Here is a 14,243-nt window from a genome sequence, read left to right as displayed (position 1 = left end):
TTTACTTTAACCATTCTTTAACTGTGAAAATTGGAAATAAATTTTTCGCCGAACAGTCCAATTCTCTGTCCGTTAAGGAACTTCATCCTTTGGGTCAGTACCGGGTTACCTGCCCGTTTTCCTCACTTGTCGGCCAGGCATTCGCACATAGCAGAAATGAGCTCTCTCTCATTGGGAGAGGCAGTTCTACCTCAAACTGGGAAGACTCGGCACAACCTGTAAAGAACCGCAAGACACCTCAACGCCAACCGCTCGCATTTGCCGCAAAATGGTCACGAAATCACACTGCGCATGTCCGATTCACGTCCGCGTCCAGGCGCAATTGCAACCGACATTGAGGCTATCCAAAGTGGATGGAGGCCCCGATGGTGGACAGACAGAATGACCTGCAAGCGCCCAAGGCGTTGAACGTGACGTTCCCACTGGCAATCTTGTTTGTGCTTGCCATGGGTGTCTTGATGCTCATGTCGGCGATGGCACCGTCGCTCGCCATGCCCCTGCTGGCATTTGCGGCCATGGTCACCCTGACCCGCCAGCTTGGCCTGCGCCTGTTTCGGGATCTGACCGCCGCTCCCGGCCAGGCCGACTGAGGTATCGGGACCGGAGCCCCTCCGGTCTCAGGCACACCTGCCACACAAACACGACTTTTCAGATAGATCTCAACGATGTCCCAAGCCGAAACGCCAAATTCCCGCGGGAAAAGCGCCCATAAGAGCGACCTGCATGAAGCCCGTCCGTTGCTGCAGGCGATTTTGCTCGGCATTGTGCTGGCGACCGCCCTGGTCGCCGCGGCCGTGATGGCCAACCCGTCCAACGCCGCGAATGCCCATCACCGGCCGGTCGCTGAAAGCCAGGTGCCCGGACCGACTTCCGGCAAATAGGTCCGCTGCAACACTGGGGCCATTGACCGCCCGCCCCCACCGGAAACAGGTTTGCTGTTGCCAAAGGAGCCGAGGCCCGGCTTCATGCGGTCTGCATGAAAGCCGAGCCTCGAGTGCCCGGTCCGCCCCCGGATAACATTCCCCGCCTCGCCTGAAATCCGCCCGCGCGGCTTGCCACCCGCACCGGTCTTGCGTTGATCCCGATCAAGGACAGGACTGTGTCTGCCGTTCAAGTAAAGCAACGGAGGCTTCCGGCCGCAAGACCGGATGCCACACGCCGGGGCTGCTTCTGAGAAATTAACTCAAATCCCGTTCACGGCGACGGAATATCGGGGATAACCCTGGGGAAAGCCCCAGAGGCAGCGGAAAGGGAATTCGCATCATGACCATTGCCAACGGCCAAAAGTGGATCGATAAAGATAAGTCAGGTTTGTCGGAGGCAGCAATGGACATCAACCTTACCCTTTCCGCAGACACGATCCGCCTGCTTGCGCAGAAAGCCCGCGCTGTTGCCTCGTCCCTGCAGGACACGTTTGAGGACGGCCACGAGGGTGACGTCGAGTTCGATGCAGACTCTCTGGAGGAAGGCCACAATCACGATGGCCTCGCGGAAGAAGAAAACGACGATCTGTCCGATGAAGAGCTGCGTGAGCTGATTGAAGACCTGAATGTCGACGAAGCCGCGGAGCTGGTGGCGATCACCTGGATCGGCCGCGGCGATTTCGATGCCGAGGACTTCGACCAGGCTGTGGACGAAGCACGTGAACGCGCCGTCGGTCCCACCGCCAAATACCTTCTCGGCATGCCGCTGCTCGCGGATCACCTGGAAGCCGGCCTCGACGCGCTGGACCTTTGAGCGGCGGCTTCCACACCTGGACTTTCAACACGTTCTGAAACGTCAAGCAGAGCAGGAAAACTTTGCCGGTTCCTCCACAACTTGACGCTTTCCTTGGGAAAACCGGTTAGGAAATGATTTACCATCTTTTCGGCGCCGGGCGTTTGCCGCAGTCTTGCCAAACTGTTGGTTGGGATGAGAGCGACGTCTGACCCGCCGGGCGCAAAGACCTGGCTCAGAAATGCGCTCTCTCACTTTGAAACGACCGGCGTGCTTTCGATCCTCCGGGAAGAGCGTGCGCCGATCCTGGGAGTTGAGGGCAATGCTGCAAGACCCGGCGAACCAAGATTTATTTACCGCTCACCGTCCGTCCCCCTGGCCCTTTGTCGGCGCCATGATAGCCGCTTCGGCGCTGATCACCGCCTTGGTCGTCGCTTTCAGCAGTTAGCCTCGCATCCGGCTCTTTCGCCGCGGCCATTCATGGACGGGCGCACCATTCGCCGGACCTCAAGCCCAATCGGAAAGACCCAGAGATGCCTGCAACGCGTCTGGCCGTGATCGACCTCGCCCGCGGCCTCGCTGTCGTCGCTATGGCGATCTACCATTTTTCCTGGGATCTTTCGTGGTTCGGCCTTGTCGACTGGCCTGTCGCACAAGGCGCCAACTGGCGGATCTTTGCCGGCTCCATCGCCGGCAGCTTCCTGTTTCTCGCCGGCGTCAGCCTTGATCTCGCCCATCATAACGGCATTCGCTGGCGCGCCTTCTGGCGCCGCTTGGCCGTCATTGTCGCCGCGGCCGTCTCCGTCTCGCTCGTGACCTATTTCACCTTCGGCGACAGTTATGTCCGCTTCGGCATCCTGCATTGCATCGCATTGTCCAGTCTTATTGCCCTGCCCTTTGCCCGCCTGCCGCTGTGGTCGGTGATTGCAGCATCGGCATTGGTACTCTCATCGCCGCTTTGGGCGACCTCGTCCGTCTTCGACGGCCAGGTCTGGCTGTGGACCGGACTTGGGCTGCCGGATTTCGGCAGCGTCGACTACGTGCCGCTGGCTCCTTGGGCGGGCGTGACGCTGGCAGGGCTCGCCTTTTCAAGTACCGCCCGCAGACTGGGCCTTTGGGAGCTGATGGCGCATTTGCGTTTCTCGGGGTGGCCGGGCATTGCCACCCGCTTTTGCGGCCGTCATTCCCTGATCATCTATCTTCTGCACCAGCCTGCGCTCTATGGCCTGGTCTGGGCAAGCGTCACTCTGGCCCCCGAATTTGCCTTCATGCGCAGCTGTTCGGTCAGTTGCCACACCAATCTGGGAACCGCCGCTACCTGCGAAAGCACCTGCGCCTGCACGCTCAACCACCTCAAATCCGATAACATCTGGACAGCCCTGCGGCAGGACCCCACCGACCCGGTGCTGCGCGGCCAGATGAGCGATCGCTACCGGCAGTGTCTCGCAGACCCGTCACAGGTGCCAGAGGTCGACTGATCTGCCGGCAAAGTCCTGCAATCGGCGGAGCGCGCGATCCCGCCGCGCTCTGGCAAAAGGCAGGAAGACGCTCCGGTCCCGTCCCGCAGCCACCTGCTCAAAGGCCCAAAGCGCGGACACCGCGTCACACCGTGCCTTCATCAGGGCAAGCTGGGCCGACGCGGGGCACAGGTCGGCCGCCCCGGCCATGCAATAGCTTTTCAGAAACGAGCCTTCTTCCACCTCGCCAAAATCGTGTTCCACAAGCGCATAAGCAAGGTCCCAGGCCGGAACGGCCATGGCCGAATACTCCCAGTCGATCAGCCAGACCCCGCCCGCAACAGGCAGGCAATTGCCCGGAGACGGATCGCCGTGGCTCGGCACCAGCAGCGTGTCCGGCCTCTTGGCCTCTGCCAAGGCCTCGATCGTCCGGCAAAGCTCCCTCCATTCCGCCGAGAGCGTGCTGGACAGCGGCAGCCGCGCCGCCTGAGCGCGGAATATTGCCTGCGGATCGATGTGTCCCTGAAAGCGTGTCCCGGACGTGTGCAGCCTGGCCAGCGCTGCCCCCAATTGCTCAGGCAGGTCCGCCGGCGGCGGTTCCAGAACCGTAACCGCCCGGGTCACCAGGATGCCGCTCGCAACGTCGCAATAGATCGGTGGCAGGGCCAGCTCATTTGCTGAGGCAAGGTTCAGATTATGCGCTTCCGCCACCCGGTCGATCACGCCTGCCGCCTCCGGGCAGGGTAAGCGCAGAAAAAAAACGCCCCGTTCCGCCCCAACGCGGAACACCCGGTTGGTCAGGCCTGACTGGGCATCAGCTTCTATGGGCCTGCCGCACAGATTGTAGAGTTCGGGATGCGCGGCGAAAGCAGCGGTTACATCGGGATGAAGCTGTGGCACAAGCGGCATGTCTCAAAATGAAAAGGCTGGACGCCGTGACCAACATCCCCGCCCCGCATATCATCGTTACCTATTGCCGCCAATGCAACTGGCTGCTGCGCTCGGCCTGGATGGCCCAGGAGATCCTGTCCACGTTCTCCGAAGAAGCCGGCGCAGTCACGCTTGTTCCCGGCACGGGTGGCATCTTCACCATCACCTGCGACGGCAAGACGGTCTGGGACCGCAAAATCGATGGTGGCTTTCCCGAAGCGAAGACCCTGAAACAGAGATTGCGCGATCAGCTATGGCCGGAAAAGGACCTGGGGCACAGCGATCACTCCGAAAGCGGCAACTGGTCTGACGACTAATACTTTTCATAAACTTGTATGCGGATATAATCAGCATGGATAGACCAGTCTTGGCGAATTAAAATCGGCCAAGAAGACGAGGGGGATGTCCCATGCGTGCAGCCTTGTCTGTAATTCTTACAGGATTACTGGCTTGCGCGGGACTGAACCTTGCATTTTCACAAGAGCATTCTCAATCAAAGATTGTCGTCTATACCGAAGACTACAAACCTCTCTATTTTCAGGATGAGAGTGGCCAGATTCTTGGCACGGCGACGGACTTGCTCAGACAGATCGCCGATGCCGCTGGCATCGACGTTGATCTTCACCTCAGGCCGTTCAAGCGCGGCCTGAATGCTGTTCGCAACAATGCCGACCATTGTTTCCTGGCGCTCTGGCGTACGGCTTCACGCGAGCCCAACTTCACCTGGGTCGGACCTTTGGAAATCGATGGCTTCGCACTCTTTGCCTTGAAAGACAGCGAGATCACTCTGTCTTCGGTTGAAGACAGCTTTCAATATTACACCGGGGCCGTGGCCGGCTGGACCAGCACGCTGGAACTGGAGAAAGCCGGCCACCCGCACCTGGTGCTCGTGGACCAGGACGGGTTGAACGCGAACATGCTGGCAAAGGGTCATATCAGGCTCTGGCTTGGGGGACTGATCTCAACACCCTATCTCGCTGAACAAGCCGGTATCGAGGTCAAGACTGTCCTTACCGTTCAGGAGGTCGACCTGTCGCTTGCCTGTAACCCGGAAATGGACAAGGCCCTCACAGATCGGCTCCAGGAAGCGCTTGTTGCCCACAAGAACAGGCTTCCTCCGGAGAACCCGAACCGGATGACACAATGACGAACGATACCCCCATAAATAGAGGGGAGAAGAGAACGCAATCTCAAGCCACACCCCGATCTAGACTTAACAACAATCAACTTGCCCAACAAATATTCAGCACTCCGCCTATATTTAAAGCGCCTTTCCTTTGGGTCTTCTTAAGTGTTTCACGGCAAACTGACGTCGACGACACACCGTCCGGAGCAGCAGCATGACGTTCGTGAAGCTTCCCTTCAGGAAGACAAAGAATCAGGTCTCAGCCGAGAAGACCGGCTGGGGCAAGACGCCTCCCAAACAGCGGCCGTTCCTGGACTGGCCGATCAAGACACAGCTGCAGATCGGCTTCGGCGCCATGCTGCTCTGCGCGCTCGGTGTCGGCGCCGGTGGTTTGATCGCCGGGTCTCAGGTTAAAAGCTCCGTCACGACTGCAAAGGCGGCCAATGAATTGCTGGGCAGCGTGCCCCAGCTGCAGATCCATGCGCAGACATTCAGCCGGGACGGCAGCAGCGCCGCCGCCGACGCCGTGGTCGCAGAGATCGCCTCCATCACAACCGAGAGCCGTCAGCTCGCCAAAGACCGGCCTCAGGCCGCGGCGGAGCTGGAAACCATCGTGACCAACCTGAACGACAGCTTTTCCGGCCTCCGCCTGAAACGAACCGACCGAGACGCGGCGGCCGCCAGCCTCGATACGCTGACGGCGTCCCTGGTGGCGACAACCAATCAGGCGTTTGAGGAATTCAAGAAACTTGCCGCCTACCGGTCAGCCCTGGTCAACATCAACCAGGGCAAGATGAATGATCTGTCCAAGGTTGCCCCGCGCCTTGGCGACATGCGCATTGCCACCATTGTGCTGGCACAGGAAGCCCAGGCTTTCGCCGCAAATCCCGACAAGGCCCTGGCCAAGGCCCTTGGCGACCGGGTGAAGGACCTCGAGAAGGATGCCAAGGCAGTCCGGAGAACCGTGACAACCAAGAAACTCAAGGACGACGTCAAGGCCCTGACAAAGGGATCCAAAGGCTACGCCAAGCTACTGAAAGACCATCTGAAGGCAGCGGACGCGGACGCCTGGGAGAAAAGTATAAAACCGGCAACGCTGGAGCTGGTCGCCCTGACCGAAGGCATCATCAAGGCCGCGGAAGAACCGATCGATGCATTGACCAAGGAGCTGCGTGATTTCGACAAGGCCTCCGCGGACATCGCGCTTTTGTCGAATTACACGCAGAGCGTGGCGCGCAACGTCCTGGGTGTGCGCAGTGCCTATGCCGATTACCTGAACACACCGGCGGATGAGGCGGCACAAGCTTTCGAACTCTACCTGGCAGACGCGCGCACGGAGCTGGAGGCTCTCGATACGGTGCGCAAGGCCGCAAGCAAGAACACGGCCGACAAGGCTCTGACCGATCTGCTGAATGGCCCGCTGAAAACGCTTGTTGAAGCAGGCAATGGCGACCTGCCCGAACTGGGCGCGGCGTTTGAGAACGTCAAGTCGGCAACGGCCGCTCTGCTGATCAGCCAGCAGGATTTCGCCACCGCCGCAGCGACCCTGACCCAGCAGGCAGAAACCATCAGCGCCTCTTCCGGTGAAACCGCCGTTTCCAGCGCCGCCGCGGCACAGACCCAGATCTCCCTGACCCTCGCGCTCGCCATTGCCCTCGGCGTTGCCTTTGTCGTCCTGCTGACGATCGCCATCGTGCGGCCGATCCGTAGCCTGACCGACGCCATGCTGAAACTGAAGGACGGTGAGACCGAGCTCGACCTGCCGGCCGCCGTGCGCAAGGACGAGATCGGACATATGGCAAAGGCCGTTGCAACCTTCTGTGACCGGGAACGCGAGCGCCTGCGTCTGGAAGAAGAAACCGAAGCCAGCCAGGAAGAAGTGCGCCGGCGTCAGGACACGGTCGATGCGCTGGTCGCCGCCTTCCGCCAGGACATCGAAGCCGCGCTCGACACGGTCACCGGCAACATGCATGACCTCGACAACACCGCCGAGCAGCTGTCCGAAATCGCCCGCACCACCACCACCCGCAGCGAGGATGTCAGCACTGCGTCCAGCCAGGCCAGCCAGAATGTCCAGACCATTGCAGCGGCCACCGAGGAACTGAGCGCTTCGGTCCAGGAGGTCGGCCGCCAGGTCGGTGACACGCTCACCCGTGTCGAGGAAGTGGCCGGGGCCACCAAGACCTCGAACGAACAGATCCGAGGCCTCTCGGCCGCCGCCGAGCGCATCGGCGCCGTTGTTCAGCTGATCCAGGAAATCGCAGAGCAGACCAACCTTCTGGCGCTCAACGCCACGATCGAGGCAGCGCGCGCCGGTGAGGCCGGCAAGGGCTTTGCGGTGGTCGCCTCGGAAGTCAAATCGCTCGCGGGTCAGACCGCCAAGGCCACCGATGAGATCTCCAGCCAGGTCGGCGAGATCCAGCAGGCCACAAACGCCGCCGTCGAGGCGATCAGCGGGATCATGGGCATGATGGAGGCGGTCAACGAGACAGCCGCCGCCATGGCCAGTTCGGTCGAGCAGCAGGCGGACGCCACAGCGGAAATCTCCAGTGGTGTTTCCCAGGCCGCCGGCCAGACCGCCAGCGTCTCAGAAAACATCGGTGATGTCTCGCGCGGGTCCAACGAGACCAGCCAGTCTGCCAAGGCGGTGGAAGACATTGCCGGCGCCGCCACGAGCCAGCTGGCCGAGGTCACGACACGTATCGACCGGTTCCTGAAGGATGTCGCGGCGGCCTGAGCCGCCACCACGCCCTGCCGGTTTAATTACTGGGCGGTAGCGGTCACGTTCCCGTCCTCAGCCTCGAACACCTCTCGCGCCGCATTGAGGCCGTTGATGGCCGCCGGCAGACCGCCATAGACCGCCATCTGCCAGATTGCCTCGACAATCTCGGTCCGGCCGGCGCCGGCCGCCAGAGTGTGTTCTATGTTGATCTTGAGCTGCGGACCTGTCTGACCGCCCAATACCGTGAGGGCGGCGATGGTGCACAATTGCCGGGTTTTCAGATCGAGACCGGGACGGGCATAATGCCGGCCATAGGCCCATTCGATCAGGCTTTCACTGAACTCCGGCAAGAGGCCGTCATAGCGATCCGAAAGGATCTTCTCCAGATCGGGGTTAAGCTTCTGCGTCAGCGCGCGGCCGCGTTCCAGGGCTGTGCTCATGGTTTTGTTCCTGTCTGGACGGTGCGCCGTGTTCGGTCCGGGCGCAGTTCTCGAAGGCCGGATCGACGGTCTCGCCCGCTTCCATCCTTCTGTAGAGGTCGATTTTATCGTCCAGAACAGACAGCATCTCGGTCAGCCGGCCGATATCATCGGCCACTTTCCCCCGGTGCGCCTCGAGCATTTCCCGGCGCTCGGTCAGCGACGCCACGCCCTTGCCGCGCAGCTCCGCATAGCGCAGCCGGTCCTTGATGCCCATGCCGGTGGATTTCAGCCGGTCGAGGAAGTCGATCCAGCGGAGGATCGCCGCATCATAGACCCGCCGCCCGCCGCCATCCCTTAAAGGACGCGGCAACAGGCCGATCTTCTCATAGTAGCGCAGTGTATCGGTGCTGAGCCCCGATTTTTCGGCAAGATCGCCAATCCGCATGTCTGTCTCCGAACGGAACGATTTCCCTCACCTACCGGTTGGAGTGCACTCCAGGTCAAGCAAAAAAATCGGCCAGCGGAGGTTGGACCGCTGGCCGTAGGACACGCTCGGTGTGAGCAGAGTTGGATCTTGTCTGACCGGGCCAGGCGGATCGCCAGGCCCGGCTTCGGTTTATCTCTGCCGAATGGTCCCGATCAGGCGAACCACCAGCGCTCGACGGCACGGAAGCCGTCAAGCGTCCAGTTGGCGGCAACCTTTTCGGGATGCTGCACCTTGTCCGTATGCGCCATCACATAGCTGGCGAACATCGGAATGATCACGCCGCCATCCGTGCGCACAAGGTTCTGCATCTCGCGGTACATGTCCGCGCGTCTACCTTCGTCCAGCTCGGAGCGGGCGGTCACCAGCAGGTTGTTGAAGCGTTCATTTTCCCAGAACGTGTCATTCCACGGCGCACCCGAGGCGTAAGCCACGGTGAACATCCAGTCTTCCGTCGGCCTGCCACCCCAATAGACTGCGCTGAACGGCTTCTTCATCCAGACATCGGACCAGTAACCGTCATTGGGTTCGCGCACCGGCTGGATGTCGATGCCGCATTTTTCAGCGGAGCTGGAGAAGAGAACGGCCGCATCGACTGCACCGCCAAAGGCGGCGTCGGCCGCGGAGAGCTGAACTTTGACCGAGTCGAGTCCCGCCTGCTTCAGGTAGTATTTTGCCTTGTCCGGATCATAGGTCGTCTGTTCCAGATCTCCCGCGTAGAAGCGATTGGACGGGCTGATTGGGTGGTCGTTGCCGACGGACCCGTAGCCGAACAGGATCTTGTCGACCAGTTCCTGGCGATTGATCGCGTGTTTCAGCGCCATGCGGACATTGTTGTCGCTGAAAGGCGCGGCCCGGGTGTCCATCGCGAACGTGTAGTGCTGCGTTCCCGTCGTCGACAGGATGCTGACATTCGGCGCGCGCTGGAACAGGGCGACCGTCTTCAGGTCAACGCCGTCGATGACGTCGACATTGCCGGTCATCAGGGCGGCCTGACGCGCGGCGGGATCGACAATGGCCATCAGCACAACACCGTCGAAATGGGCCCGGTCGGTTTTCCAGTAGTCCGGATTGCGGGTCAGTTCCGCGATATAACCCGGCGTATAGTTTGTGACCTTGTAAGGACCGCAGCCAATGCCGTTGCTCGGCTCGATCTTGCCGTCCTTCGACGGCAGGATCGGCAGGTGATAGTCGCTGACCACGAACGGGAAGTCAGCGTTGCCGGCTTCCAGGGTAAAGACGACATTGTCGCCGTCGACGGAGATGTCCTCGATCGGATCGACAAAGGGTTTTGCCGCCGAGGTGCTGTCCTCACCGCGGTGATAGTTGATCGACGCGACCACGTCTTCCGGCGTGACGGTGCCGCCGTCATGGTAGGCGATGCCTTTACGGATCTTGAAGGTCCAGGTTTTTGCATCCGGCGAGGCTTCCCAGCTTTCCGCCACTTCACCGGTCAGCGAACCATCTGCCGTGATTTCGACTAGATAGCCGTTACGCGCCGTGCCGAAGACCTGAACATAGGCATTGTCCCAGGTGCCCGGATCGTAGTTGTCGTTGGTGTTGCCATGCGCCATGCCGATGCGCAGCGTGCCGCCCTTCTTGGGCTGGGCTGCCGCCGGACTGATGCCGAACTGGCTGGCAAAAGCCGTTGCGCCAATGGCCGCCGTGCCCTGAAGAATACTGCGGCGCGAGACCCCGCCCTGCAAGCTCGGCTTGATAAGATTTCCCATTTTCATGTCCCCTCTTGTTGGTGTTTCACATTCGAAAATGACGCTGAGAAAAGCGATCACGCGTAAGAAATCTGCCCTGAACGCCCAAATGCCCTGCCAGTAGCTCACCAACAGGACGACGTCTGTTTTTCATACTATGACGTTTTTAATTGATCGCTCAATCAAAAAAAAGCTAACACTCACGAAACAGGTCTTTCCGGCAGTGGAGGTGCAGCATGGCGAAGCGCAAGAACATCTTGATACTGATGGTCGATCAGCTGAACGGGACCTTGTTTCCCGATGGTCCGGCCGACTTTCTGCACGCCCCGAACCTGAAGAAACTCGCCAGCCGCTCTGTCCGCTTCGAGAACACCTACACCGCCTCGCCGCTCTGCGCGCCGGGCCGGGCCAGCTTCATGTCGGGCCAGCTGCCGCGCCGCACCGGCGTCTATGACAATGCCGCCGAATTCGCGTCCGACATTCCGACCTATGCCCATCATCTGCGCCGGGCCGGCTACACCACCTGCCTCTCCGGAAAGATGCATTTCGTCGGCCCCGACCAGATGCACGGCTTCGAGGAACGTCTGACCACGGACATCTACCCGGCCGATTTCGGCTGGACCCCGGATTACCGCAAACCGGGCGAGCGCATCGACTGGTGGTATCACAACATGGGCTCGGTCACCGGCGCGGGCATCGCCGAGATTTCCAACCAGATGGAATATGACGACGATGTCGCCTTCCAGGCCGTGCGCAAGCTGCATGATTACGGCCGCGGCAAATATGACCGCCCCTTCTGCCTGACGGTGAGCTTCACCCATCCGCACGACCCTTATGTCGCCCGCAAGAAATACTGGGACCTTTACGAGGACTGCGAACACCTGCTGCCGCCTGTCCCGGCCATGGACTATGACGACCATGATCCGCATTCGAAGCGCATCTTCGACGCCAATGACTGGCGCAGCTTCACCATCACCGAGGACAACATCCGCCGTTCGCGCCGCGCTTATTTCGCCAACATTTCCTACCTGGACGACAAGATCGGCGAGATCCTGCATGCGCTCGAGGCCATGCACCTGGCCGACGACACCACCATCCTGTTCGTCTCCGATCACGGCGACATGCTCGGCGAACGCGGCCTGTGGTTCAAGATGTCCTTCTTCGAGGGCTCCTCGCGCGTGCCTCTGATGATCGCAGACAAAGACCTCGCCCCGGCGCACATCACCACCCCGGTCTCGACGCTCGACGTGCTGCCGACGGTCTGCGAGCTCGGCGGCATCGATATGAGCGAGATCATGCCCTGGACAGACGGCATGTCGCTGGTGCCGCTGGCTGGCGGCACGGACCGGACCGCCCCGGTGCTGATGGAATATGCCGCCGAAGCCTCCTACGCGCCGCTTGTCGGCATCCGCCAGGGTCCGTGGAAATACACACGCTGCGAACTGGACCCGCCGCTTCTGTTCAATCTCGAGAACGACCCGCATGAGCTCACCAACCTGGCCGCCGACCCGGTCCATGCCGACACCGCTGTGCGCTTTGCCGAGATGACCGGCAAACAATGGGACATGGCGGCCTATGACGCAGAGGTCCGCCAATCCCAGGCGCGGCGCTGGATCGTCTACGAGGCTCTGCGCAACGGCGCCTATTTCCCCTGGGACTACCAGCCCCTGCAAAAGGCCTCCGAACGCTACATGCGCAACCACATGGACCTGAACGAGGTCGAGGAAGGCCAGCGGTATCCACGGGGGGAGTGAGGGGAACCGGCTCGAATGGCATCGGCCTCTCGACAGAGCGCGAGCGATTGGCGAGACTGGATCTCCCGCTTCAATTTCAGGGACGCTCGATATGCGACTTCCTTTCTCCCTCGCTCTCATCCTGTCCCTCGCCGTCACCGCACCGGTTCAGGCGGCCTCCTACAATGTCGAAGCCGGGCCGATCTGGAACAATGCAGACGCCCAATCCAAATGTCCGCGCGTATGTGGCGGTCTGGGGGCGAACTGGAACGGTCAGTGGCACACGACCAGACAGGGCGAAATGTCGGTCTGCTCCTGCGAGAAAGGGGGCTCCGGATCGACGAGCTCCGGCAAAGCCATCGAGGCCGGGCCGATCTGGAACAATGCCGATGCCCAGAACAAGTGCCCAGGCATCTGTTTTGGCAACGGTCTCAGCTGGTCCGGTCAGTGGAAGACCACGATCCAGGGCCAGATGTCGGTATGCGAATGCCGCTAGTCGCGCGCGCCTAACACCCGTTCACATCCGCCGCGCAATAGAACCCGTCCGTCGAGTTGCCGCAGCAATAGGTGTAGCCGGGCGAGTCGCAATAATAGTCCGACGAACCGCAGCGTCCGGCGAATTGCAGCAGCGGGGCCGGCTCCGCTTTCGGCTCCTCAACGAATTCCCGGCTGGAAACCCATGGCGACAGGTTCGGCAGAACCGGTACTGTGAGATCCCGGTGCAGGCTGGCCAGAACAATCCGGGCCGCCGTCAGATCCGTCTGGTTGTTCCGGTCGGCCGGGTCCGCGGCCGCCGGCAATGCACAGCTCATGGCACTCACAAGCATCGCTGCCTTCAGGAAATGTCTCATGCTCATCTTTCGCCTCCTCCGCGCAAGATGTCTTTTACTTCTCCCCTTCTCGGATGGCTCTCATTATACCATTTCACGGCTCGTCAAAACATTGGGAGAATCACGCAACACGCGTAGCAATGCTTTACATGCCCTTGCGCGGGACCATTGAATCTGGGCTATCTCAAGTACTCTAACAAATATTTTCAAGTAATGTCACAGTGGACAAATTTCCGCCGCAATCCGGGCGCTAATTCCACGTCAGCAGGGTCAAGCGCGCTCCGCGTAAGCCACTCACCAGGCAATGCTTTTGGCGATCCGCCTCCAAGGCTCCAAAAGACACCAGATGGATAGAGAACCCAAGCCGTCATGACGTTTCGGGTCATGGCCGCGACACCTCTGCACTCCAACATCTATCGTCCTTGAAAGGATACTTGCCATGGCCCTTCGCGGCTTTGTTCTTGGTGCTGCCTTCCTCGCAATCGGCCTGCTGCCGGCAGCCGCCGACAGCGTGACCTCCACCGTAGACAGCTGGGATCCGGACAGCCGCACCCTCGTGCTCGGCGACATGTCTCAGTTCCAGGGTATTTCCGAAGACATCTTCATCCCGGAAGACCTGTCTCACGGAGAAACCGTTACCATCACCTATGAAGGCACCGAAGACGGCGTCGCTTCCGTTCTTTCTGTCGAAATCCAGCCGTAACCGGTGAAACGGCGACTGGACGGCCTGCCCCCCACCGGCTACCGGTTCGCCGCTTCCCCATTGGAGAAAACACCAGATGACCAAATGGCTCATCGCGCTGATGACGGCCTGCCTGCTGACCAATCTGCCTCCGGTCGGCGCCACGCATGCTCACGCCGATGAAGTCGCCGGCACAATCCTGTCCATCGACCCGTTCAACAGCCGTTTCGCGCTGGAGGACGGCACCGAGTTCCAGCTTGTCGACGAGATCGCACCGGAAGAGCTTATGATCGGGATGGAAGTCCTGGTCATCTTCACCGCCAGCGAAACCGGCGCCCTCGTCGCTACCGCCCTGGAACACATCGACTAGATTCCCGGGTCCACACCCGGCCCACCCGATCCGCCTTCCGGAACCTCCCCCGGCTCCGGAGG

General features: G+C 60.7%; 16 protein-coding genes. 11 read left to right on the top strand and 5 right to left on the bottom strand.

Going from position 1 to position 14,243, the window contains the following annotated elements:
• The first annotated feature begins 365 nt into the window (after window positions 1-365).
• From M0H32_RS10760 to M0H32_RS10745, 4 genes are all read left to right on the top strand, one after another.
• On the top strand, window positions 366-590 hold the full coding sequence (locus M0H32_RS10760; RefSeq protein WP_248153743.1) for a hypothetical protein: 225 nt from the start codon (window positions 366-368) through the stop codon (window positions 588-590).
• Window positions 591-665: 75 nt separating this feature from the next.
• Window positions 666-881 carry a hypothetical protein gene (locus tag M0H32_RS10755; protein WP_248153740.1) on the top strand — a complete coding sequence of 72 codons (216 nt, stop codon included), beginning with the start codon at window positions 666-668 and terminating at the stop codon, window positions 879-881.
• A gap of 445 nt (window positions 882-1,326) precedes the next feature.
• A complete protein-coding gene (locus M0H32_RS10750) occupies window positions 1,327-1,737 on the top strand; it encodes a DUF3775 domain-containing protein (RefSeq protein WP_248153738.1) in 411 nt (136 codons plus the stop codon).
• 512 nt (window positions 1,738-2,249) lie between these two features.
• The gene (locus M0H32_RS10745) at window positions 2,250-3,194 is read left to right on the top strand and encodes a heparan-alpha-glucosaminide N-acetyltransferase (protein ID WP_248153735.1); all 945 of its coding nucleotides are present in this window, start codon (window positions 2,250-2,252) and stop codon (window positions 3,192-3,194) included.
• On the opposite strand, the gene M0H32_RS10740 is transcribed toward M0H32_RS10745, so the two are convergent.
• Window positions 3,171-4,082, bottom strand: a complete 912-nt coding sequence (locus tag M0H32_RS10740) for a phosphotransferase (RefSeq protein WP_248153733.1) — start codon at window positions 4,080-4,082, stop codon at window positions 3,171-3,173. The genes M0H32_RS10745 and M0H32_RS10740 overlap by 24 nt on opposite strands.
• Window positions 4,083-4,090: 8 nt before the next feature.
• Here M0H32_RS10740 and M0H32_RS10735 point away from each other — a divergent pair, with 8 nt between their 5' ends.
• From M0H32_RS10735 to M0H32_RS10725, 3 genes are all read left to right on the top strand, one after another.
• Window positions 4,091-4,420, top strand: a complete 330-nt coding sequence (locus tag M0H32_RS10735; protein WP_248153730.1) for an Rdx family protein — start codon at window positions 4,091-4,093, stop codon at window positions 4,418-4,420.
• A gap of 92 nt (window positions 4,421-4,512) precedes the next feature.
• Window positions 4,513-5,250: a substrate-binding periplasmic protein gene (locus tag M0H32_RS10730; RefSeq protein WP_248153728.1), complete on the top strand. Its 738-nt coding sequence runs from the start codon at window positions 4,513-4,515 to the stop codon at window positions 5,248-5,250.
• 193 nt (window positions 5,251-5,443) lie between these two features.
• Entirely contained in the window at window positions 5,444-7,966 is a 2,523-nt protein-coding gene (locus M0H32_RS10725; protein ID WP_248153725.1) for a methyl-accepting chemotaxis protein, read from the top strand.
• A 26-nt stretch (window positions 7,967-7,992) separates the two neighbouring features.
• Here M0H32_RS10725 and M0H32_RS10720 read toward each other — a convergent pair whose 3' ends face one another.
• The 3 genes from M0H32_RS10720 to M0H32_RS10710 form a co-directional block, all read right to left on the bottom strand.
• Window positions 7,993-8,391: a carboxymuconolactone decarboxylase family protein gene (locus M0H32_RS10720; protein WP_248153723.1), complete on the bottom strand. Its 399-nt coding sequence runs from the start codon at window positions 8,389-8,391 to the stop codon at window positions 7,993-7,995.
• The gene (locus M0H32_RS10715; RefSeq protein WP_248153720.1) at window positions 8,345-8,818 is read right to left on the bottom strand and encodes a MerR family transcriptional regulator; all 474 of its coding nucleotides are present in this window, start codon (window positions 8,816-8,818) and stop codon (window positions 8,345-8,347) included. The genes M0H32_RS10720 and M0H32_RS10715 overlap by 47 nt, the downstream gene beginning before the upstream one ends.
• Window positions 8,819-9,012: 194 nt before the next feature.
• Window positions 9,013-10,587, bottom strand: a complete 1,575-nt coding sequence (locus M0H32_RS10710; RefSeq protein WP_248153718.1) for an ABC transporter substrate-binding protein — start codon at window positions 10,585-10,587, stop codon at window positions 9,013-9,015.
• A 215-nt stretch (window positions 10,588-10,802) separates the two neighbouring features.
• Here M0H32_RS10710 and betC point away from each other — a divergent pair, with 215 nt between their 5' ends.
• Together betC and M0H32_RS10700 are read left to right on the top strand one after the other, a co-directional pair.
• Window positions 10,803-12,320, top strand: a complete 1,518-nt coding sequence (gene betC / locus M0H32_RS10705; RefSeq protein WP_248153715.1) for a choline-sulfatase — start codon at window positions 10,803-10,805, stop codon at window positions 12,318-12,320.
• A 91-nt stretch (window positions 12,321-12,411) separates the two neighbouring features.
• On the top strand, window positions 12,412-12,795 hold the full coding sequence (locus M0H32_RS10700; RefSeq protein ID WP_248153713.1) for a mannan-binding lectin: 384 nt from the start codon (window positions 12,412-12,414) through the stop codon (window positions 12,793-12,795).
• Window positions 12,796-12,805: 10 nt separating this feature from the next.
• Here the strand turns inward: M0H32_RS10700 and M0H32_RS10695 are convergent, their stop codons facing one another.
• Window positions 12,806-13,156: a hypothetical protein gene (locus tag M0H32_RS10695; protein WP_248153711.1), complete on the bottom strand. Its 351-nt coding sequence runs from the start codon at window positions 13,154-13,156 to the stop codon at window positions 12,806-12,808.
• Between the two features lie 412 nt (window positions 13,157-13,568).
• Between M0H32_RS10695 and M0H32_RS10690 the strand changes: the two genes are divergently transcribed.
• Both M0H32_RS10690 and M0H32_RS10685 read left to right on the top strand, forming a co-directional pair.
• Entirely contained in the window at window positions 13,569-13,832 is a 264-nt protein-coding gene (locus tag M0H32_RS10690) for a hypothetical protein (protein ID WP_248153709.1), read from the top strand.
• Window positions 13,833-13,908: 76 nt separating this feature from the next.
• Entirely contained in the window at window positions 13,909-14,181 is a 273-nt protein-coding gene (locus M0H32_RS10685) for a DUF1344 domain-containing protein (RefSeq protein ID WP_248153707.1), read from the top strand.
• Window positions 14,182-14,243 lie beyond the last annotated feature (62 nt).

The sequence above is a fragment of the Roseibium sediminicola genome, assembly GCF_023156505.1.
Lineage (GTDB): Bacteria > Pseudomonadota > Alphaproteobacteria > Rhizobiales > Stappiaceae > Roseibium > Roseibium sediminicola.
This window is presented reverse-complemented; position numbering and strand designations above follow the sequence as displayed.